We start from the raw sequence: 17,922 nt of genomic DNA, 5'->3' as shown, positions 1-17,922 counted from the left end.
GCGGCGGGGCGCGGGGGAAAAAACATCCCCCCTGCGGCCCCTGCGCGTCAATGTCGCCCCGGCCCGGCCCGCCTGGGCGCGCGAAGCATCTTCCCTGTGCGCCGCAGGCAGAGTAGGAGGGGGCCATGCAACTGACCCTGCCCAACCTGCTGACCCTTCTGCGTCTGGCCGCCGCGCCGGGCATCGCCCTGTGCTTCCTGGTGCTGCCCCGGCCCTTTGCCGATGAATGCGCGCTGGTGCTTTTCGTGCTGGCCTCGCTGACCGACTATGCCGACGGCTATCTGGCGCGGTCCTGGAACCAGGTGTCGAAGCTGGGCACCATGCTGGACCCGATCGCCGACAAGGCGATGGTGGTGATCGCGCTGATGGTGCTGGCGCATTTCTCGACCCTCTCGGCGCTGCTGATCCTGCCCGCCGCGCTGATCCTCTTCCGCGAGGTCTTCGTCTCGGGGCTGCGCGAATACCTGGGCGATACGGCGGGCCTTCTGAAGGTCACCAAGCTGGCCAAGTGGAAGACCACGGCGCAGATGGTGGCCATCGCACTGCTGCTGGCCCAGGGCATCGCCGAACATACGCTGGGCGAGGCGGTCTTCGGCCTCGACAACGGCCATGTGACGGCGGTGCTGGAAGGCGCGCGCGACGATGACATGGGCCTGCGCCCGCTCTTCCTGCTCAACGACCTGACCACCTGGGGCGGGCTGGCCCTGACCTGGATCGCGGCCTTGCTGACGGTGATCACCGGGGCGGATTACTTCCTCAAGGCGCGCCCGCATCTGCGCGACGAGTGACGCGCGCGGTTGCGCCGGGCCCTCGGCGCGCCCAGATGGGCGGTAGCGCGGGCCTCGGCGGCGCGCTATGACGGAACCCTCGACAGGGGAGCAGAGAGACCATGCAGATCGTCTATTTCGCCTGGATTCGCGAACGCATCGGCCTGCCGCGCGAAAGCTGGCCGACCGAGGCCGCGACCCCGGCCGAGCTGGTGGCGGAACTGGCCGCCCGGGAAGAGCGCTATGCCCTGGCCTTTGCCGATCTCTCGGCGGTGCGCGTGGCGCTGGATCAGGAACTGGCCGATTTCGATGCGCCCCTGGCCGGGGTGCGCGAAGTGGCCTTCTTCCCGCCGATGACCGGGGGCTGAGATGAGCGACGTCGAGATCCTGGTGCAAGAGGCCGCCTTCGACCCCGGCGCCCTGCTGGGCACCTTCCACCGCCGCGCCGCCCGCGCGGGCGCAGGCGCGGTGGTCACCTTCACCGGGCTGGTGCGGGACCTGCCCGGCGGCGGCCTTCGGGCGATGGAGATCGAGCACTACCCCGGCATGACCGAAAAGGCCCTGGCGGTCATCGCTACCGAGGCCGCGACCCGCTGGGATCTGGGGCCGGTGCTGATCCTGCATCGCCACGGTCTGCTGCGCGCCGAAGAGCCCATCATGATGGTCGCCACCGCCTCGGCGCACCGCGCCGCGGCCTTCGCGGCGGCGGATTTCCTGATGGACTACCTCAAGAGCCGCGCGCCCTTCTGGAAGAAGGAAACCACCGCCGAGGGCGCCAGCTGGGTGGCGGCGAAAGAGGCCGACGAGGCCGCGCTGGACCGCTGGTCGCGCGACTGAACGCGGGGGATCGCCCGTGCCGGGCGATGCCTCCCTGGCGGGGATATTTTGGGCAATGAGAAGTCAGGGGCGACGCGCCCAGGTGATCCACGTCGCAGCCCGGGGGCGGCCGGGGCTTTGACGCGCTGCCCCCCTGCTTTCTCATTGCCAAAAATATCCCGGGGGGGGCTCCGGCACGGAGACGGGGGCAGAGCCCCCCCGCCCGGCTTCGGACAGGCGTCCGGTCAGCCCGGTTGGTGCAGCCGTTCGATATAGGCGCGCAGTTCCTCGGATTCCGTGCGCGCCTCGCGCAGCCCGTCCATGGCGGCGGCCAGTTCGGCCTCGGTCTGCGACAGCTGGTTGGTCAGCTCGGCCTCGCGCTGTTGCAGATAGGTGATCGCCTGGTCGCGGGTCTCTTCCGCCTCGTGCAGCTCTTGCGCCATGCGCTCCAGCTCGCCCATGTCGGCGCCCGAGACGCGGGTGAAACGGTGGATCAGCCAATAGGCGAACCAGCCCAGGCAGAAGGCCACGAAGAGAATGATCGCCGTGGCAATGATGAATTCGGTCCTGTTCACCCCGTGGGTCCTCGTCGTCTTGGCCGGGTGGGCCCGGCCTGATCTGTCTTCTTACTCGTCGCCCGAGCCGGATTCGGTCTCGTCGGTGGTGCCCTCATCGCCCCCCTGGGCCTCTGCGGCGGCCTCGGTCTCGGGGGCCGATCCCGCCTCGGAGGTGGTCGCCTCCTCTTCGGTGGGGGCGATCAGGCTGAACTCGATCCGGCGATTCGCCTCGCGGCCCTCTTCGGTTCCGTTATCCGCGATCGGCTCGCTTTCGCCATAGCCTTCCGCCTCGAAGGTGCGGGTCAGCACGCGGCGCAGGCGCAATTCGTTCAGCACCGCCTGGGCGCGCTGTTGCGACAGGCTCAGGTTCATTTCCTCGCGCCCCTGGCTGTCGGTATGGCCGGCGATTTGCAGCGGCAGGTTGGGGCATTCCTTCAGCACCTCGGCCATGCGGTCAAGCAGGTCGAGGCTGGCGGCGTCGACATTGGTCGATCCCGGTTCGAAATTGATCTTCTGGTCGCCGGTCTGGATCGCCTGCAAATCGGCCAGGCATTCCTCGGGCGTGGGGATCGAGGCCACCGGATCCAGCTTTTCCTGATAGGTGACATTGATGTCGAAATTGCCCGAGGCCCCCAGCTTTTCGCCCAGCAGGCGGGCGATGGCGTCGCTGGCTTCGGCATTGCCGGTATTGCCGCTGATGGTAACCGTGTCGGGGGTCACGGTGACCGCGCCATTGGACAGCTGCGCCAGCGCGTCCAGCGCCGTCAGCACCCGCAGCGGCCAGGTTTCCGGCAGGGTCTCGTCCAGCCGGGCGGCGGCATAGACGTTTTCCGAGCCGAAGCGGGCGCGGGCCAGCGACTCGGCGGCGCGGCGGGTGATCTCGTCGCCCAGGCGGCCGCGGATCTGCACCAGGCCCTCGGGGCTCAGCGTGGCGGAAAACTCGGGCGGGCCCTCGGCGCTCTCATCCGGGGCCTCGGGCAGTTGCGCGGTCAGCGAATAGACCGCGGGCAGGCTGTTTTCCAGCTCGCCCACCACCCGGTCGAACAGGCCCGAGGCCGTGCCCTGGGCCGCGATCAGCGAGATATCGGCATCCGAGAAGGTCACCGTGCCGCCGCCCAGCTCGCCCAGGGCGCGGATCGCCATCACCGAGGCGCGGGCCCAGTCGGAGGAGGGCACGCCCAGCCCGATCACGCAGCCCGCGTTGGCCGAGGCGCCCAGGGTGCGCGCGGCGGTCAGGATCTGGTTGCGGGCGGCCTCGGTATCGGCCGAACAGGCGTCGAAGCGCGCGCCGTCTTCGTCCAGCACGAAGCGCAGCGTATAGGGGGCGATGATCGGACGCGGCGCCGAGATGTCCATCGTCAGGTCGATATCGGTTCCGGCGGCGCGGGTCAGGGCGGCCTGCATCTCGCGCTTTTGCTCGGCGCTGCGGCTCATGGCGGTGATCGCCACCTCGCCCGCCGCCAGCGAGATCTTCGACTGCGGCAGGTCGCGCAGCGCCTCCAGCGCGTAATCCACCGTGTCGCCCCAGCCCTCGGGCACCGGGTAATCGGCGGTTTGCAGCAGGTCCGACACCGTGTCGACGCCGCGCAGGCGGCGGACGCGGTCCAGCAGCGCCTCGCGGTCGTATTGCATCGGGATCAGCCCGATCAGCGACAGTTCCGGCCCGTTGCGCAGGATCTCGACCGAGAAGCGCGGCGCGGCGATCCCGGCGCGCGATTGCACATCCATCTGGTCGATCACCCGCGAGGCATCGACCACCGAACTGGCCACCGACTTGGCCGAGAAACGCCGCGCCTCGGTGGGGGCAACACCGCTCAGCACCACTTGCAGCCCGTCGGCCTTCACCTCGGCCCAGCCAAGATCGTTCATGTCGAGCGAGTTGCGGACCTGGGTTTCCGAGGTGCGTTCCACCAGGCGAACGGCAAAGCCCGCGGCAACAAGGCTGCCGGCGGCCGCGGTGACGAAGGCGCCAGAAAGAATGGCGAGGACGGAAAGGCGCATGGGCGGTCTTGGGTCGTTGATGTCCCGCTTTGTCTAAAGGCGGGGCGGGGGGGTTGCAATCACAGCAGGACGGCGATGGCGAAAAACGGCAAGGCCAGCAGGCCCGCGTTGCGGTTCGAGCGGAAAAGCATCAACAGCCCGTCCATGTCCTCGCTGTCGAAGGTCTTCAGCTGCCACAGCAGGTGGAAGCCCATGGCCCAGGGGCCCAGCAGGGCGATGATCAGCGCCGAGGGATCCTGGCGCGGCATCACCGCGACAATGACCGCGATCCCCATCAGCGAGACAGAGGCCACCAGGAAGCGGGCCAGCCAGGCGGGGGTGCGCTCCATGAAGAGCCGCGCGGTGGATTTCACCCCGATCAGCGCGTCGTCTTCCTTGTCCTGGTGGGCATAGATCGTGTCGTAGAACAGCGTCCAGGCGATGCCCGCCACGTAAAGGATGACCGCAGGCCAGCCCAGCGACCCGCTATGCGCCGTCCAGGCCAGCAGCGCGCCCCAGTTGAAGGCCAGACCCAGGAAGACCTGCGGCCACCAGGTAAAGCGTTTTGCGAAGGGATAGATGCAGACCGGCGCCAGAGAGATCACGCCCAGCACCACGGCGGGCAGGGGGAAGGTCAGCAGGATGCAGAAGGCCACCAGCGCCTGGGCCACCATCCAGGCCACCGCCTGCATCGTGGTCACCTGCCCCGAGGGGATGGGGCGCGACTTGGTGCGCTCGACCATGCCGTCGAACTTGCGGTCGGTGATGTCGTTCCAGGTGCAGCCCGCGCCGCGCATCAGCCAGGCGCCCGCGCCGCAGCCCACAAAGATCCACAGATCCTGCCAGCGCGGATCGCCCCCCGCCGCCATGGCCAGCAGAAGGCCCCACCAACAGGGCAGCAGCAGCAGCCAGGTGCCGATCGGCCGGTCGGCGCGGCTGAGGCGCAGGTAGGGCCGCGTCCAGGCAGGCGCCAGGGTGTCGACCCAGTTGCCGCTGACCGCATCCGAGACCTCGCCCTTCATGATCCCGGCGAGACCGGGGCGGATCTCTTTCTCTGGCGTCGTGGGTCCGGTGCTCATATGTAGGCCTCATGGATATGGCGAAGATCAGGCTCTGTGTAGAGCACCCGCTGGGGCAAGGGCAAACCGTTCCGCTGGAACGCGAGCAGGCGCATTATCTCTTTGGCGTGATGCGCCAGGGCGAGGGAACGCTGGTGGCCCTGTTCAACGGGCGCGATGGCGAATGGCAGGCCGAGGTGACCAGCGCGGGCAAGCGCGGGGGCGAGCTGATCTGTCGCAGCCAGTCGCGGGCGCAGTCCTATCCGCCGGACCTCTGGCTGCTGTTCGCGCCGATCAAGAAGGCGCGTACCGATTTCATCGTCGAGAAGGCGGCCGAGATGGGCGCGGCGAAGATCCAGCCGGTGCAGACCGATTTCACCAATGCCGAACGTATCCGCCGGGACCGCCTTCAGGCCCATGCAGTCGAGGCGGCCGAGCAATGCGGCGCCACCCATGTGGCCGAGGTCGCGGACCTGGCCAAGCTGGACCGCCTGCTGGCCGACTGGCCCGAAGACCGCCAGCTGATGTTCTGCGACGAGGCCTTTGCGGAGGCCAGCTATGGCACCCCCGACGGCGCGCCGCGCCGACTGGACGAGGCGCCGCGCGGCCCCTGGGCGATCCTGATCGGCCCCGAGGGTGGCTTCTCCGAGGCCGAGCGCAGGCGGCTCCACAACCTGCCCTTCGCCTGGCCGGTGCAACTGGGCCCGCGCATCCTGCGCGCCGATACTGCCGCCGTGGCCGCGCTGACGCTGTGGCAGGCGCAGCTGGGGGATTGGGCATGAGGGGGGATTGCGCATGATCCGCCGCGCCGCCGCCGCCGATGCCATGGCCCTGGAGGGCTTTCTGTCGCGCTATCCCGAGACCTCGATGTTCCTGCGTGGCAATCTTGAGGCCCATGGCGTCGGCCCGGGCGAGCATTCCCATGCGACCGAGTTCCTGATCTTCCCCGCCGAGGGTCCGATCCGCGCCGTCTTTGGCCGTACCTCGGGCGGCTATACCCTGGTGCAATGCCCGGGGCTGGAGCCCGAGGCCTTCGCCGCCGTGGCCCGCGCCTGGGCCGGGCTGGGCTTTCGCGCTCTGACCGGCGAGGCCGAGATGGCCGCGCGCCTGCTGGCCGCGCTTGGGCTGGAGGGGCAGCTGGCCCATAACGCGGTCGAGCCGCTCTACCGGCTGGCACTCTGCGATCTGCCCCAGGGGGAGGACCAGATCCGCCCGGCCCAGCCCGGCGACGAGGATCTGCTGACCGACTGGTTCGCCACCTACGAGACCCAGATCGGCACCGCCCATGCCGATCCGGCGCAGGCCCGCGCCGATGCCCTGTCGCGGGCGCGGGCCGCCATCGCGGGCTTTCCCATGCGGCTGCTGCTGGAGGCCGGCGCGCCTGTGGCCATGGCGGGCATCAATGCCCGGGTGGGCGATGTGGTCCAGGTGGGCGGGGTCTTCGTGCCCGAGGGGGCGCGCAACCGCGGCCTGGGCCGCCGTGTCACCGCCGCGCTGCTGCGCGAAGAGGCGCGGGCCGGGGCGCGTCTGGCCGTGCTCTTTGCCAATAACGCCGCCGCCGCCCGCGCCTACGAGGCCCTGGGCTTTGTCCGCGTCGGCAGCTACCGGGTCGCCATGGCCGACCACCTGCTGACCCTGCCGGGCAAGGAGGCCGCATGATCCGCCCCGAGGTGAAAGCCGGGCTGAGGCGCTGGCGCGAGGCGCTGATCGGCGCAGGCCTTCTGGTCTGGGGGCTGTGGTGGGCGCTGACGGCCCATGGCTACATCCCCTGGATCGGCTGGGTGATCGCCCTGATCGGCCTGGCCCTGGCGGTGACGGGCGTGCAGCGCGGCCGCTTTCGCACCGGCGCGGGCGGCCTGGGCGTGGTGCAGGTGACCGAGGGGCAGGTGGGCTATTTCGGCCCCTTCACCGGCGGTGTCGTGGCCCTCAGCGATCTGTCCAAACTGGTCCTCGATGCGGGCCAGACCCCGCCCTGCTGGCGCCTCAGACAGCCCGGCCAGCCCGACCTTCTGATCCCCTTGAACGCCGAGGGCAGCGAGGCCCTGTTCGACATTTTCGCGGCCCTGCCCGACATCCGCACCGCCCGCCTGGTGGCCCAGGTCAGCCGCGCCACCAGTGGCGCGCAAGCGGGCCAGCCCGCTCAACCCGTCGTGATCTGGGAACGCGCCAGGCTGCGCCTGCATTGACACCCGGCGGAAATCGGCCCAGTTCTGGGACCCCGACGCCCCAAGTTGCGGCACCTGTCATTCCCCAGTGTTACCCCGACGGAGATCCCTTCCATGTCCATTCCCCAATCCGGCGGAGGCCCGATCGAGCGGCACGAGCAGATGGCCGAATACCTGGCCGAAGGCTGCAAGCCCAAGGACGACTGGCGCATCGGCACCGAGCACGAGAAATTCGGCTTCTGCACCGACAGCCTGAAACCGCTGCCCTATGAGGGCGAGCGCTCGATCCATGCCGTTCTGGCCGGTCTGCGCGACCGCTACGGCTGGGCACCGGTCGAAGAGGGCGGCAAGCTGATCGGCCTGACCAAGGACGGCGCCAACGTCAGCCTGGAACCGGGCGGCGCGCTGGAACTGTCGGGCGCGCCCCTGGAGACCATCCACCAGACCTGCGACGAGGTGAACGAACACCTCAAGGAAGTGAAAAGCATCGCCGATCATATCGGCGTGGGCTTCATCGGTCTGGGTGCGGCGCCGACCTGGTCCCATGACGAGATGCCGCTGATGCCCAAGGGGCGCTACAAGCTGATGGATGCCTATATGGGCACCGTGGGCACCACCGGCACCACGATGATGCGCCGCACCTGCACGGTGCAGGTGAACCTCGACTTCGGCTCCGAGGCGGACATGGTGCAGAAGATGCGCGTGGCCCTGGCGCTGCAACCCGTGGCCACCGCGCTTTTCGCCAATTCGCCCTTCTTCGAGGGCAAGCCCAACGGGATGAAAAGCTATCGCAGCTGGGTCTGGCGCCACCTGGACGCGGCGCGGACGGGGATGCTGCCCTTCGTCTTCGACGAGGGCTTCGGCTTCGAGGCCTATGTGGAATATGCCCTCGATGTGCCGATGTACTTCGTCTACCGCGACGGCAAGTACATCAACGCCCTGGGCCAGTCCTTCCGCGATTTCCTGAAGGGCGAACTGCCGGCGCTGCCGGGCGAGAAGCCGACCCTGTCGGATTGGGCCGATCACCTGACCACGATCTTCCCCGAGGCGCGGCTGAAGAAATTCATCGAGATGCGCGGCGCCGATGGCGGCCCCTGGCGACGCCTGTGCGCCCTGCCGGCCTTCTGGGTCGGCCTGACCTACGACCAGGGCGCGCTGGACGCCGCCTGGGATCTGGTCAAGGGCTGGAGCGCGCCGCAACGCGAGGCGCTGCGCGTCGCCGCCGCCGATCAGGGGCTGCAAGCCAAGGTCGACGGGATCGACATGCACGATCTGGCGCGCGAAGTGCTGGCCATCGCCGAAAGCGGCCTGAAGGCGCGGGCGCGCCCCGGGGCGGGCGGCCTGGTCCCGGATGAGACCCATTTCCTGAACGCGCTGAAGGAAAGCGTGGACAGCGGTCAGGTTCTGGCCGATGAATTGCTCGAGAAATACAAGGGCGAGTGGGGCGGCGATGTCAGCCGCGTCTTCGGGGAATATTCCTACTGAGGACGTCGTTGGCGCATCGCCCGGGCCCGCGTCTCCTGCGGGCCCAATGCGGGGAATAGCGATGCGGCATTTTCTGATCCGGGCCTTCGAGGCCATCATCCTGGTGTGCAGCCTGATCGGCGCCCTGGGCGTGACCCTCTTCGCCGCCGCCATGGTGATGGAGAATATCACCCTGGCCACGCTGAACGGATCGCTGCCGGGGGTCTTCACCGGCGCCCCAGCCACGACCGAGCCCGATGCGCTGGCGGTCTGGCTCAGCGCCGGGGCGGTGCTGCTTGTGGGCTATATGGGGATCATTCTGCTGAGCGGCGCGGCCCTGACCCTGACGGGCATCTACCGCCGCATGACCCGTCTGGTGCAGCTGATCGAGGCGACGCCGACCGAATAGGGCCCACCGAGCAGGCCCGCGCCGCGCGGGTCCTGTGAGGCCCCCCGCAGCCGGACACGGGCCCGGGCCACCCCGTCGCGGGGCGCCGCTCTCAGCCGCTCTTCTTCTTTTTCTTCTTGGGTTTGACCTCGGCCAGATCCTCCGCCTCGGGGGCGGTTCCCCCGGGGGCCTCCGCGACCACGAGGGCCAGGCCCGCCAGGGCTTCGTCCAATGCGTTGCGCACCGCTACGTCCAGGGCATCCATCACCCGGGCAGTTTCCGTCAGCCGGGCGGTGACGGCGGCGGGGGTGCCGTCGGTCCGGGCGGCGGCCAGCTGGGTCTCCAGCTGGGCGCGATAGGGCACCACCTCGCGGTCATGTCGGGCGGCGATCACGGCACGCGCCAGCTGGGTCAGGTCGCGCGGGGCGGTGAAATATTCCTTGCGGTCGCCCAGGCGGCGGCTGCCCTCGATCACCTGCCAGGTGTGCAATTCCTTCAACCCGGCCGAGACGTTGGACCGGGCCAGCCCCAGGGTCGTGCTGATCTCTCCGGCGCTCAGCGGCTCGGGGCTCAGATGCAGCAGGATCAGGATTTGCGCGGCGGAGCGGTTGAGCCCCCAACGGCTCCCCATTTCGCCCCAATGCAGGATCATCGCCTGCATTGCCGGGGTCAGTTCGGCCATGTGATCGGTTCTCCGGCTGCCGGTTCGGTTGAACAGGCATAGCACGGGGCCGGTCTATTCCAAACGATGCGACGGCGTATCAGGCCCGTTTCGCCTATTTTTTACCGATCCGGGGCTCGGTTCCGGCGATCAGGCGCCCGATATTGGGCGCGTGGCGGATGTAGATCAGCACCGCCAGGGCCACCGCCAGGGCGATCATCCCGGGCCGGTCGAAGGCCCAAAGCCAGACCGGCACCGCCGCCGCCGCCACCAGGGCCGACAGCGACGAGATGCGCAGGATCAGCGCCACGAACAGCCAGGTGGCGCAGGCCGCCAGGCCCGCGGGGAAGTAGAGCGCCAGCAACGTGCCCAGGTAGGTGGCCACCCCCTTGCCGCCCTTGAAGCCCAGCCAGACCGGAAAGCAATGGCCAAGGAAGGCGGCAAAGCCCGCCAGCTGTACCGCGTCCTCGGGCGCCAGGGCCCGGGCGATCAGCACCGCCGCCGCGCCCTTGCCGCTGTCGCAGATCAGGGTCAGCAGCGCCGCCAGCTTGTTGCCGGTGCGCAGCACGTTGGTGGCGCCGATATTGCCCGATCCGATCTGGCGCAGGTCGCCCAGCCCGAAGGCCCGGGCCAGCACGATGCCAAAGGGGATGGACCCCAGCAGGTAGCCCAGACCGCCCGCCAGCAGCAGGGTCAGTGCAGAGGAGGTCAGCTCAGGCAGCAGCATCAAGCGCCTCTCCGAAAATCTGTGCCCCGCCCACCCAGGTGGCGCGGACGCGGCCCTGCATCCGGGCAGAGTCGAAAGGCGTGTTCTTCGATTTCGAGCGCAGCTTGAACCGGTCCAGGACAAAGGGCGCGTGGGGGTCGAACAGCACCAGATCGGCGGGGGCACCAGCGGCCAGCCGCCCGCTGTCCAGCCCCAGCCGTTTCGAGGGGTTCAGCGACAGGGCGCGGAACAGCACCGGCAGGGTCAGATCGCCCGCATGCACCAGCCGCATGGCGGCGGGCAGCAGGGTTTCCAGCGCCACCGCGCCCGAGGCGGCCTCTTCAAACGGCAGGCGCTTGCTTTCCTCGTCCTGCGGCGTGTGCATCGAGCTGATGATGTCGATCAGCCCCGAGGCCACGGCCTCGACCACCGCCTGGCGGTCTTCCTCGGCCCGCAGCGGCGGCTTCACCTTGAAGAAGGTGCGATAGTCGCTGACGTCGTATTCGTTCAGGGTCAGGTGATGGATCGAGACGCCCGCAGTCACGTCCAGCCCGTTGCGCTTGGCCCGTTCCAGCGCGGGCAGGGCGCGGGCGGTGGTCACCTGGTCGAAGTGATAGCGCGCGCCGGTCATCTCCAGCAGCGAGACGTCGCGGTCGATGCCCATCCGTTCGGCCATGGGCGAGACCGCCGAGAGGCCCTTCAGCGCGGCGAACTTTCCGGACGTGGCGCAGGCGCCCGCCGAGAGGCCCGGTTCCTGGATATGGCCCAGCACCAGCGCACCACGCGCCTTGGCATAGGTCAGGGCCCGTTGCAGCACCTTGGTATCGGTCACCACCCGGTCGCAATCGGTGAAGGCCACGGCGCCCGCGTCCTTCAGGAAACCGATCTCGGTCATCTCGCGCCCCGCGCGGCCCTTGGTCAGCGCGGCCATGGGCAGGACGCGCACCGGGGCGGCCTCGCGGGCGCGGCGGGTGACGAACTCCAGCGTTTCGGGATTGTCGATCGCCGGGTCGGTGTCGGGGCGGGTCACGATGGTGGTCACCCCGCCCGCGGCGGCAGAGCGCCCGGCGGTGCCAAAGCTTTCCTTGTGCCGCTCGCCCGGCTCGCAGACCTTCACGCCGATATCGACGATGCCCGGGGCCAGGTACTTGCCGCCGCAGTCCAGGACATGGGTGGCGGCGCGGGCCTCGGCCTCGGCGCCGGTGGCCAGGATCCGGCCCTCGCCGATCAGCAGGCTGCCCGGGGTCTCGGTCCCCGCTTCGGGGTCGATCAGGATCGCGTTGGTAAGAAGGGTGGTGGTCATGGGCGCGCCTGTCCGTCGGTTCGTCTTTGCGGGTCGTTGCGCCCGCTATACGCCATCGGGCGGCGCGGGGGGAGGGGGGAAATGGCCCGGCACGCAAAGCGTTGCGGGCGGCGGCGCCGGGGGGCGGCGCGGCTAGATCAGCGCCAGGGCGAACCAGGCCAGCAGGCCCAGGGCCACGATCCCGGCCAGGATCGCCGCCAGCTGCCAGGGGCGCGACAGGCGCGTGGGCCCGGGCAGCGGCCCCGAGACAGGCGGCAGGGTGCCCGCCGTGGCGCTGCGGCTGGGGATCTGACCCAGCCCGATGGGGGCATAGCTGGCCTCGTAGCGCCCCAGCAAAGAGGTGCCGCGCGGCAAGGGCAGCACCCGGTCCTCCAGCCCGGTCAGGCGCCCGCGCAGCACTATCACCGGCGCGGTCACCGCGTTCAGCCGGGCGCGGTCGGGGGTGACCTCGGCCGGGTCCAGGCCCAGCCCTTCGGTCAGATAGCCCGCCAGGCCCAGCCCCTCCAGATCGGCGGGATTGATCAGTTCCAGATCCGTCTCGGCCTCGGGCGGCAGGCGCAGCAGGGCGGCCAGGGTGGCGCCCGTCTGGCCGTTCAGGCGGTGCGGTGCCAGCAGGGCGGCCATCTGCGGTGCCTCGGGGTCGACGGCCAGCAGATAGGTGGCGGCGCGGTCGCCGGGGGTCAGGTGCAGCACCTCGGCGCTGGCGGGAATGACGGGATCTGGCTGCGGCATGGCGGGCCTCGTGTTGCGTCTGTGCTGGGGCGGTCTGGTCTGCCTAGGCGGGCTGTTGGCCCCGGATGCCCTCGATCAGGGAAAAGACCTTTTGACCGTCCTCTATCCGTTCAAACCCGATCTGCCGGGGCCGGGTTCCACGTTTCCCCCGCACCTTGTCTTCGGCGAAATAGACCGAGGGCGGCGGTCCGGCCTCGAAACGCACCCGGGATCCGGCGTCCAGTCGGTAGCTGTCCAGGGTCCGGCCCCGCAGGGTGCGGCGGGCGATGAAGGCGCGGCGGTCGGTCAGCGTGTACCAGGTATAGCGCCGCCGCAGCGGGTCGATCACCGGCTGGCCGATGGCAATGCTGACCCCAGCCGAGAAATGCAGCAGGCCGAACATCCAGAAAAACCCGCCCGCGAAGGCGGCCATGATCATCCAGAACAGCGCGAAGCCGGCGAAGAACAGGCCGAAGATCAGATGGAAGAGGTTGATCTGGCGCAGGCTCATCCGGCCATCGGGGCGGCCCTGCCACAGGATGCGCTCGCCCGGTTCCAGCAGACCTTCCCAGCCTGGGGGGGCGGTGCCTGATGCGCTGGTCTGGGTCATCCTCGCGTCCTCACGGCCCCGTGCCCGATCCGCAACGGCGGCAGGGCCTAGGCGGCAGCCTCGGCGCGGCGCTCGCGCAGGTTGCGGGCCAGCAGGTCCATAGCCGCCATGCGCACCGCCACGCCCATCTCGACCTGGTCGCGGATGACGCTGCGGTTGATGTCGTCGGCGATGGTGCCGTCGATCTCGACCCCGCGGTTCATCGGGCCGGGGTGCATGACGATGGCATCGGGGGCGGCATGGGCCAGCTTCTCGGCATCCAGGCCGTAGCGGTGGTAATACTCGCGCTCGGACGGGATGAAACCGCCGTCCATCCGTTCCTTCTGAAGGCGCAGCATCATCACCACGTCGACCCCGTCGAGGCCCTCTTCCATGCTGTCGTAGACCTCGCAGCCCAGCTCGGCGAAGGCCTGCGGAACCAGGGTCGGCGGGCCGACCAGGCGAATGCGGTTTTCCATCTTGTGCAGCAGCAGCAGGTTCGACCGCGCCACGCGGCTGTGCGCGATGTCGCCGCAAATGGCGATGTTCAGCCGGTGCAGGCGGCCCTTGGCACGGCGGATGGTCAGCGCGTCCAGCAGGGCCTGGGTGGGGTGTTCGTGCCGCCCGTCCCCGGCGTTGAGTACCGCGCAGTTCACCTTCTGGGCCAGCAGGTCCACGGCGCCGGAATTGGGGTGGCGCACCACCAGCAGGTCCGGGTGCATGGCGTTCAGCGTCAGCGCGGTGTCGATCAGCGTCTCGCCTTTCTTCAGCGAAGAGGCCTGCATCGCCATGTTCATCACATCCGCGCCCAGACGCTTGCCCGCCAGTTCGAAACTGGCCTGGGTGCGGGTCGAGTTCTCGAAGAACATGTTGATTTGCGTCAGCCCCGCCAGGGCGTCGGAATGCTTGTCGTCCGAGCGGTTGAGGGCGACGTAGTCCTCGGCCAGGTCGAGCAGCGTCTCGATCTCGTCCGGGGCCAGGCGTTCGATGCCCAGAAGGTGCTGTTGCCTGAAGCTCTTCATCCGCTGTCTCCCGCTGGTTTGGGGCCTTATAGGCGCGGGCGGGGGCAGGCGGCAAGCGGGGCGCGCTTTTCCCCGCGCCGGGCGCGGGATAGGGTGGCGCCATGGAATCGCAGCCCCCCTTCGAGCAGATCGCAGACATCCCCGCCGCCGAGATGGACTGGCATCTGGCGCGCGCCCTTCTGGACTGGCAGGTCGAGATGGGTGTGGATGAGTGCATTGCCGAAGGTCCGGTGGATCGCTTCGCCGTCGAGGCCGAGCGGGTGGCGGCCCAGGCCGCCGCTCCGGCCGTTGCCCGAGGGGGCGCCGCGCCCGCCGAGCCGCGCGCCGAGATCGACGCGGTCGAGGTGGCCCGCCAGGCCGCTCAGGGCGCCGACAGCCTGGAGGCGCTGCGCGCCGCCCTGGCCGCCTATGAGCATTGCGAGCTGAAGCGCGGCGCTCGCAGCCTGGTCTTCGCCGATGGCAACCCCAAGGCGCGGGTGATGATCCTGGGCGAGGCGCCGGGCCGCGACGAAGACCGCGAGGGGCGCCCCTTCGTGGGGCGCGCGGGCCAGCTGCTGGACCGGATGCTGGCCGCCATCGGGTTGTCGCGCGACGCCGAAGAGCCGGAAGAGGCGGTCTATATTACCAATGTGCTGCCCTGGCGGCCGCCGCAGAACCGCGATCCGAAACCGCAGGAAATCGCCATGCTGCGGCCCTTCGTGCAAAAGCATGTGGCCCTGGCCAAGCCCGACCTGCTGATCCTGATGGGCAATATCAGCTGTCAGGCGGCGCTGGACCGGCGCGGCATCCTGAAGATGCGCGGCCAGTGGGCCGAGGCCTTTGGCCGCCCGGCCCTGCCGATGACCCATCCCGCCTATCTGCTGCGCCAGCCCCTGGCCAAGCGCGAGGCCTGGGCCGACCTGCTGTCGCTGAAGGCCCGGCTGGAGGATCTGTGATGGATTTGGGCCTGATGGGGTTGGGGTTTCCGGTCGATCCCCTGGTGCTGCTGACCTTCGTGCCCGCCTCGCTGGCGCTGAACCTGACGCCCGGCGCCGACATGATGTTCTGCGCGGGCCAGGGGCTGCGCGCGGGGCCCGGTGCGGCCTGGCGGGCCAGCGCGGGCGTGGCCCTGGGCGGGCTGATCCATGCCACGGTGGCGGGGCTGGGGGTCGGCGGGCTGGTGGCGGCCCATCCCCAGGCCCTGCTGGCGATCCGCTGGATCGGGGCGGGCTACCTGCTGTGGATGGCCTGGCAGATCCTGCGCGCCGAGGGTGGGCAGGGGCCGGACCTGCGCCCGGCGCGGCCCTTCCGCGACGGGCTGCTGGTGAATCTCACCAATCCCAAGGTGATCCTGTTCATCCTGGCCTTCGTGCCGCAGTTCCTGACCCCCGAGGCTCCGGTGCTGGGCCAGTTCCTGGTGATGGGCGCGGTGCTGTCCTTCGGCGGGTTGATCGTCAATGGCGTGGCGGGGGCCCTCGCCGGGCTCTTGCAAGCCCGGCTCGGCGGCGGCGGGGTCTGGCTGCGCCGCCTCTCGGCGGGTATCTTTGCCGGGCTGGCCCTGCGGCTGGTCTGGGGCGCGAAAGGATAATCCCGATGGCAGACAAAGATTTCATCCCGGTGCGCATTGCGGTGCTGACCGTATCGGACACGCGCAGCCTGGCCGAGGACCGCTCTGGCGACACCCTGGTGGCGCGGATCGCGGCGGCGGGCCACCTGCTGGCCGCGCGCCAGATCCTGCCCGACGAACGCGCCCAGATCCGCGATCAGCTGGCCGCCTGGATCGCCGATCCGGGGGTCGACGTGGTGATCTCGACCGGGGGGACCGGGCTGACGGGCCGCGACGTGACCGTCGAGGCGCACCGCGACGTCTATGAAAAAGAGATCGACGCCTTCGCCACGGTCTTTACCATCGTCTCGATGCAGAAAATCGGCACCAGCGCGGTGCAAAGCCGCGCCACGGGGGGCGTGGCGGGGGGCACCTATCTGTTTGCCTTGCCCGGCAGCACCGGCGCCTGCAAGGATGCCTGGGACGAGATCCTGGTCAAACAGCTGGACTACCGCCATGCCCCCTGCAATTTCGTCGAAATAATGCCCCGTCTGGACGAACATCTGCGACGGAAAGCGTGACGGGCGTCGTAAGACGTTCCAAGTGATCGTGTAGATCGTCATAACCGTATTGTTTATTGAACGGGCTGTCTGGCCGTGCAGGCTGGACGCTTGGGGTGCTTGCTGCGCGCCTGATTGCCATCGGACGGGGCCGAACCGCATGAGATTTCTTTCTCGCAGCCTGTTGGGGCTGTTCCTTCTGTCGCTGACCCTGGGCCTGCTGACCTATGCGGGCAGCCTGGTCTATGACGCCGTGCAGGTCCGTCTGGCGCGCGATCCCTTCATGCCGCGCGGACGCGAGCGCGAGTTCGCCGTCAACGTGGTCGAGGCGCGCGCGGGCGCCGTCGCCCCGGTGCTGACGGTCTTCGGCGAGGTGGAAAGCCGCCGCACGCTGGAGATCCGCGCCGCCGTGGCGGGCGAGGTGGTCGAGCTGGCGCCCGAGTTCGTCGAGGGCGGCCAGGTGCAGGCGGGCCAGGTACTGCTGCGGCTGGACCCGGCCGAGGCCGAGGCGGCGCGCGACCGCGCCGAGGCGGATCTGGCCGATGCCATGGCCGAGGGGCGCGACGCGGCCCGCGCCCTGGAAATCGCCCGCGACACCCTGGTGGCCGCGCAGGATCAGGCGGCCCTGCGCCAGCGCGCGCTGGACCGGCAGCAGACCCTGATAGACCGTGGCGTGGGCTCCGCCGCCGCGCAGGAAGACGCGGAACTGGCCGTTGCCTCGGCGCGCCAGTCGGTGCTCTCGGCGCGCAATGCCCTGGCCCAGGCCGAGGCCCGGGTCGACAGCGCCGCCACCGCCCTGCGCCGCGCCGAGCTGGACCGCGACGAGGCCGAGCGGGACCTGGCCGAAACGGTGATCCGCGCGGGCTTTGACGGCACCCTGTCGGGGGTGGATCTGGTGCTGGGCCGCCGGGTCTCGGCGAACGAGGCGCTGGCCGAGCTGATCGACCCGGCGGCGCTGAACGTCGCCTTCCGCATCTCGACCCCGCAATATGTGCGCCTGCTGGACGACGCGGGGCGCTTGCCCGACCTGCCGGTCGAGGCGGCGCTGGAATTGCAGGACGGCGCCCTGCGCGCCGAGGGCGTCATTCGCCGCGACGGCGCGGCGGTGGCCGAGGGCGAGACCGGGCGCCGCATCCTGGCGGAACTGGGCGCCGCGCCAGGGCTGAAGCCCGGCGATTTCGTCACCGTGCGGGTGCAGGAGCGCCCCCTGGACGGGGTGATCCGCCTGCCCGCCACGGCGCTGTCCGCCGAGGGCCAGGTGCTGGTGATCAATGCCGAAAACCGCCTGGAAGAGGTCGCGGCGGAACTGGTGCGCCGCCAGGGCGACGACATCCTTGTGCGCGCGCCCGCGCTGGAAGGCCGCCTGGTGGTGGCCGAACGCACGCCGCTGCTGGGCCAGGGGATCCTGGTGCGCCCGTTGGGCGGCCCCGAGGCGGCTACCGGCCAGGGCGCCGGTACGGCAGCGCAGGCGGGGGCAGAGGCCGAGATGATCGCGCTGAGCCCCGAACGCCGCGCCGCGCTGGTGGCCCTGGTCCAGGGCAATGCCCGGCTGCCCGACGAGGTGCGCGCGCGGCTGCTGGCGCAGCTGGGTCAGCCGCAGGTGCCCGCCCAGGTGATCGAACGCCTTGAACAGCGGCGCGGGGGCTGATC

21 protein-coding genes are annotated in these 17,922 nt (G+C 69.9%); 12 read left to right on the top strand and 9 right to left on the bottom strand.

All coding sequences use genetic code 11. The features are described 5' to 3' along the window. Window positions 1-125: 125 nt before the first annotated feature. The 3 genes from pgsA to ACRARE_RS02095 all read left to right on the top strand — a co-directional run bounded on the left by pgsA (window position 126) and on the right by ACRARE_RS02095 (window position 1,604). Window positions 126-788, top strand: coding sequence for a CDP-diacylglycerol--glycerol-3-phosphate 3-phosphatidyltransferase (gene pgsA, locus ACRARE_RS02105; RefSeq protein WP_432654752.1), 663 nt, complete (start codon window positions 126-128; stop codon window positions 786-788). Between the two features lie 101 nt (window positions 789-889). Next, complete coding sequence (gene moaD, locus ACRARE_RS02100) at window positions 890-1,135, top strand: molybdopterin converting factor subunit 1 (RefSeq protein WP_432654751.1); 246 nt, start codon at window positions 890-892, stop codon at window positions 1,133-1,135. Window position 1,136: 1 nt separating this feature from the next. After that, window positions 1,137-1,604, top strand: coding sequence for a molybdenum cofactor biosynthesis protein MoaE (locus tag ACRARE_RS02095; protein WP_432654750.1), 468 nt, complete (start codon window positions 1,137-1,139; stop codon window positions 1,602-1,604). A gap of 224 nt (window positions 1,605-1,828) precedes the next feature. Here the strand turns inward: ACRARE_RS02095 and ACRARE_RS02090 are convergent, their stop codons facing one another. From ACRARE_RS02090 to ubiA, 3 genes are read right to left on the bottom strand one after another with little or no spacing between them, the layout of a single operon-like run. Beyond that, window positions 1,829-2,158 (bottom strand): hypothetical protein, encoded by a 330-nt coding sequence (locus ACRARE_RS02090; RefSeq protein WP_432654749.1) that lies wholly within the window; start codon window positions 2,156-2,158, stop codon window positions 1,829-1,831. A 51-nt stretch (window positions 2,159-2,209) separates the two neighbouring features. After that, a complete protein-coding gene (locus ACRARE_RS02085; RefSeq protein ID WP_432654748.1) occupies window positions 2,210-4,141 on the bottom strand; it encodes an OmpA family protein in 1,932 nt (643 codons plus the stop codon). 59 nt (window positions 4,142-4,200) lie between these two features. After that, on the bottom strand, window positions 4,201-5,142 hold the full coding sequence (ubiA, locus tag ACRARE_RS02080) for a 4-hydroxybenzoate octaprenyltransferase (RefSeq protein ID WP_432655052.1): 942 nt from the start codon (window positions 5,140-5,142) through the stop codon (window positions 4,201-4,203). Window positions 5,143-5,210: 68 nt separating this feature from the next. Here ubiA and ACRARE_RS02075 point away from each other — a divergent pair, with 68 nt between their 5' ends. The 5 genes from ACRARE_RS02075 to ACRARE_RS02055 all read left to right on the top strand — a co-directional run bounded on the left by ACRARE_RS02075 (window position 5,211) and on the right by ACRARE_RS02055 (window position 9,216). Further along, on the top strand, window positions 5,211-5,960 hold the full coding sequence (locus ACRARE_RS02075; protein WP_432654747.1) for a 16S rRNA (uracil(1498)-N(3))-methyltransferase: 750 nt from the start codon (window positions 5,211-5,213) through the stop codon (window positions 5,958-5,960). 13 nt (window positions 5,961-5,973) lie between these two features. Next, window positions 5,974-6,837, top strand: coding sequence for a GNAT family N-acetyltransferase (locus ACRARE_RS02070; RefSeq protein WP_432654746.1), 864 nt, complete (start codon window positions 5,974-5,976; stop codon window positions 6,835-6,837). After that, the gene (locus ACRARE_RS02065) at window positions 6,834-7,364 is read left to right on the top strand and encodes a hypothetical protein (protein WP_432654745.1); all 531 of its coding nucleotides are present in this window, start codon (window positions 6,834-6,836) and stop codon (window positions 7,362-7,364) included. The genes ACRARE_RS02070 and ACRARE_RS02065 overlap by 4 nt, the downstream gene beginning before the upstream one ends. A 93-nt stretch (window positions 7,365-7,457) precedes the next feature. After that, window positions 7,458-8,828: a glutamate--cysteine ligase gene (locus tag ACRARE_RS02060; RefSeq protein WP_432654744.1), complete on the top strand. Its 1,371-nt coding sequence runs from the start codon at window positions 7,458-7,460 to the stop codon at window positions 8,826-8,828. A gap of 61 nt (window positions 8,829-8,889) precedes the next feature. Continuing rightward, the gene (locus ACRARE_RS02055; protein WP_432654743.1) at window positions 8,890-9,216 is read left to right on the top strand and encodes a hypothetical protein; all 327 of its coding nucleotides are present in this window, start codon (window positions 8,890-8,892) and stop codon (window positions 9,214-9,216) included. Between the two features lie 91 nt (window positions 9,217-9,307). On the opposite strand, the gene ACRARE_RS02050 is transcribed toward ACRARE_RS02055, so the two are convergent. The 6 genes from ACRARE_RS02050 to ACRARE_RS02025 all read right to left on the bottom strand — a co-directional run bounded on the left by ACRARE_RS02050 (window position 9,308) and on the right by ACRARE_RS02025 (window position 14,187). Beyond that, window positions 9,308-9,877 (bottom strand): GbsR/MarR family transcriptional regulator, encoded by a 570-nt coding sequence (locus ACRARE_RS02050; protein WP_432654742.1) that lies wholly within the window; start codon window positions 9,875-9,877, stop codon window positions 9,308-9,310. Between the two features lie 94 nt (window positions 9,878-9,971). After that, complete coding sequence (gene plsY, locus ACRARE_RS02045; protein WP_432654741.1) at window positions 9,972-10,583, bottom strand: glycerol-3-phosphate 1-O-acyltransferase PlsY; 612 nt, start codon at window positions 10,581-10,583, stop codon at window positions 9,972-9,974. Beyond that, a complete protein-coding gene (pyrC, locus tag ACRARE_RS02040) occupies window positions 10,570-11,865 on the bottom strand; it encodes a dihydroorotase (protein ID WP_432654740.1) in 1,296 nt (431 codons plus the stop codon). Before pyrC ends, plsY begins: the two co-directional genes overlap by 14 nt. A 132-nt stretch (window positions 11,866-11,997) precedes the next feature. Then, window positions 11,998-12,597, bottom strand: a complete 600-nt coding sequence (locus tag ACRARE_RS02035; RefSeq protein WP_432654739.1) for a hypothetical protein — start codon at window positions 12,595-12,597, stop codon at window positions 11,998-12,000. Between the two features lie 43 nt (window positions 12,598-12,640). Next, window positions 12,641-13,186: an aspartate carbamoyltransferase catalytic subunit gene (locus tag ACRARE_RS02030; RefSeq protein WP_432654738.1), complete on the bottom strand. Its 546-nt coding sequence runs from the start codon at window positions 13,184-13,186 to the stop codon at window positions 12,641-12,643. 47 nt (window positions 13,187-13,233) lie between these two features. Further along, entirely contained in the window at window positions 13,234-14,187 is a 954-nt protein-coding gene (locus tag ACRARE_RS02025) for an aspartate carbamoyltransferase catalytic subunit (RefSeq protein WP_432654737.1), read from the bottom strand. Between the two features lie 101 nt (window positions 14,188-14,288). Here ACRARE_RS02025 and ACRARE_RS02020 point away from each other — a divergent pair, with 101 nt between their 5' ends. The 4 genes from ACRARE_RS02020 (at window position 14,289) to ACRARE_RS02005 (ending at window position 17,920) form a co-directional block, all read left to right on the top strand. Further along, window positions 14,289-15,122 carry a uracil-DNA glycosylase gene (locus ACRARE_RS02020; protein WP_432654736.1) on the top strand — a complete coding sequence of 278 codons (834 nt, stop codon included), beginning with the start codon at window positions 14,289-14,291 and terminating at the stop codon, window positions 15,120-15,122. Continuing rightward, a complete protein-coding gene (locus ACRARE_RS02015; RefSeq protein ID WP_432654735.1) occupies window positions 15,122-15,754 on the top strand; it encodes a LysE family translocator in 633 nt (210 codons plus the stop codon). Before ACRARE_RS02020 ends, ACRARE_RS02015 begins: the two co-directional genes overlap by 1 nt. Before the next feature lie 5 nt (window positions 15,755-15,759). Further along, entirely contained in the window at window positions 15,760-16,293 is a 534-nt protein-coding gene (moaB, locus tag ACRARE_RS02010) for a molybdenum cofactor biosynthesis protein B (protein WP_432654734.1), read from the top strand. A gap of 139 nt (window positions 16,294-16,432) precedes the next feature. Beyond that, on the top strand, window positions 16,433-17,920 hold the full coding sequence (locus ACRARE_RS02005) for an efflux RND transporter periplasmic adaptor subunit (protein ID WP_432654733.1): 1,488 nt from the start codon (window positions 16,433-16,435) through the stop codon (window positions 17,918-17,920). Window positions 17,921-17,922: the final 2 nt, after the last annotated feature.

Source organism: Pseudooceanicola aquaeponti (assembly GCF_050897975.1).
Taxonomy (GTDB): Bacteria; Pseudomonadota; Alphaproteobacteria; order Rhodobacterales; family Rhodobacteraceae; genus Pseudooceanicola.
This window is presented reverse-complemented; position numbering and strand designations above follow the sequence as displayed.

Coding starts and splice junctions, on each gene's coding strand:
- plsY (WP_432654741.1), bottom strand. CDS start 10,583: ATGCTGCTGCCTGAGCTGACCTCCTCTGCACTGACCCTGCTGCTGGCG.
- ACRARE_RS02050 (WP_432654742.1), bottom strand. CDS start 9,877: ATGGCCGAACTGACCCCGGCAATGCAGGCGATGATCCTGCATTGGGGC.
- ACRARE_RS02055 (WP_432654743.1), top strand. CDS start 8,890: ATGCGGCATTTTCTGATCCGGGCCTTCGAGGCCATCATCCTGGTGTGC.
- moaB (WP_432654734.1), top strand. CDS start 15,760: ATGGCAGACAAAGATTTCATCCCGGTGCGCATTGCGGTGCTGACCGTA.
- ACRARE_RS02030 (WP_432654738.1), bottom strand. CDS start 13,186: ATGACCCAGACCAGCGCATCAGGCACCGCCCCCCCAGGCTGGGAAGGT.
- pyrC (WP_432654740.1), bottom strand. CDS start 11,865: ATGACCACCACCCTTCTTACCAACGCGATCCTGATCGACCCCGAAGCG.
- ACRARE_RS02085 (WP_432654748.1), bottom strand. CDS start 4,141: ATGCGCCTTTCCGTCCTCGCCATTCTTTCTGGCGCCTTCGTCACCGCG.
- ACRARE_RS02015 (WP_432654735.1), top strand. CDS start 15,122: ATGGATTTGGGCCTGATGGGGTTGGGGTTTCCGGTCGATCCCCTGGTG.
- ACRARE_RS02075 (WP_432654747.1), top strand. CDS start 5,211: ATGGATATGGCGAAGATCAGGCTCTGTGTAGAGCACCCGCTGGGGCAA.
- ACRARE_RS02020 (WP_432654736.1), top strand. CDS start 14,289: ATGGAATCGCAGCCCCCCTTCGAGCAGATCGCAGACATCCCCGCCGCC.
- ACRARE_RS02060 (WP_432654744.1), top strand. CDS start 7,458: ATGTCCATTCCCCAATCCGGCGGAGGCCCGATCGAGCGGCACGAGCAG.
- ACRARE_RS02005 (WP_432654733.1), top strand. CDS start 16,433: ATGAGATTTCTTTCTCGCAGCCTGTTGGGGCTGTTCCTTCTGTCGCTG.
- moaD (WP_432654751.1), top strand. CDS start 890: ATGCAGATCGTCTATTTCGCCTGGATTCGCGAACGCATCGGCCTGCCG.
- pgsA (WP_432654752.1), top strand. CDS start 126: ATGCAACTGACCCTGCCCAACCTGCTGACCCTTCTGCGTCTGGCCGCC.
- ACRARE_RS02035 (WP_432654739.1), bottom strand. CDS start 12,597: ATGCCGCAGCCAGATCCCGTCATTCCCGCCAGCGCCGAGGTGCTGCAC.
- ubiA (WP_432655052.1), bottom strand. CDS start 5,142: ATGAAGGGCGAGGTCTCGGATGCGGTCAGCGGCAACTGGGTCGACACC.
- ACRARE_RS02070 (WP_432654746.1), top strand. CDS start 5,974: ATGATCCGCCGCGCCGCCGCCGCCGATGCCATGGCCCTGGAGGGCTTT.
- ACRARE_RS02095 (WP_432654750.1), top strand. CDS start 1,137: ATGAGCGACGTCGAGATCCTGGTGCAAGAGGCCGCCTTCGACCCCGGC.
- ACRARE_RS02065 (WP_432654745.1), top strand. CDS start 6,834: ATGATCCGCCCCGAGGTGAAAGCCGGGCTGAGGCGCTGGCGCGAGGCG.
- ACRARE_RS02025 (WP_432654737.1), bottom strand. CDS start 14,187: ATGAAGAGCTTCAGGCAACAGCACCTTCTGGGCATCGAACGCCTGGCC.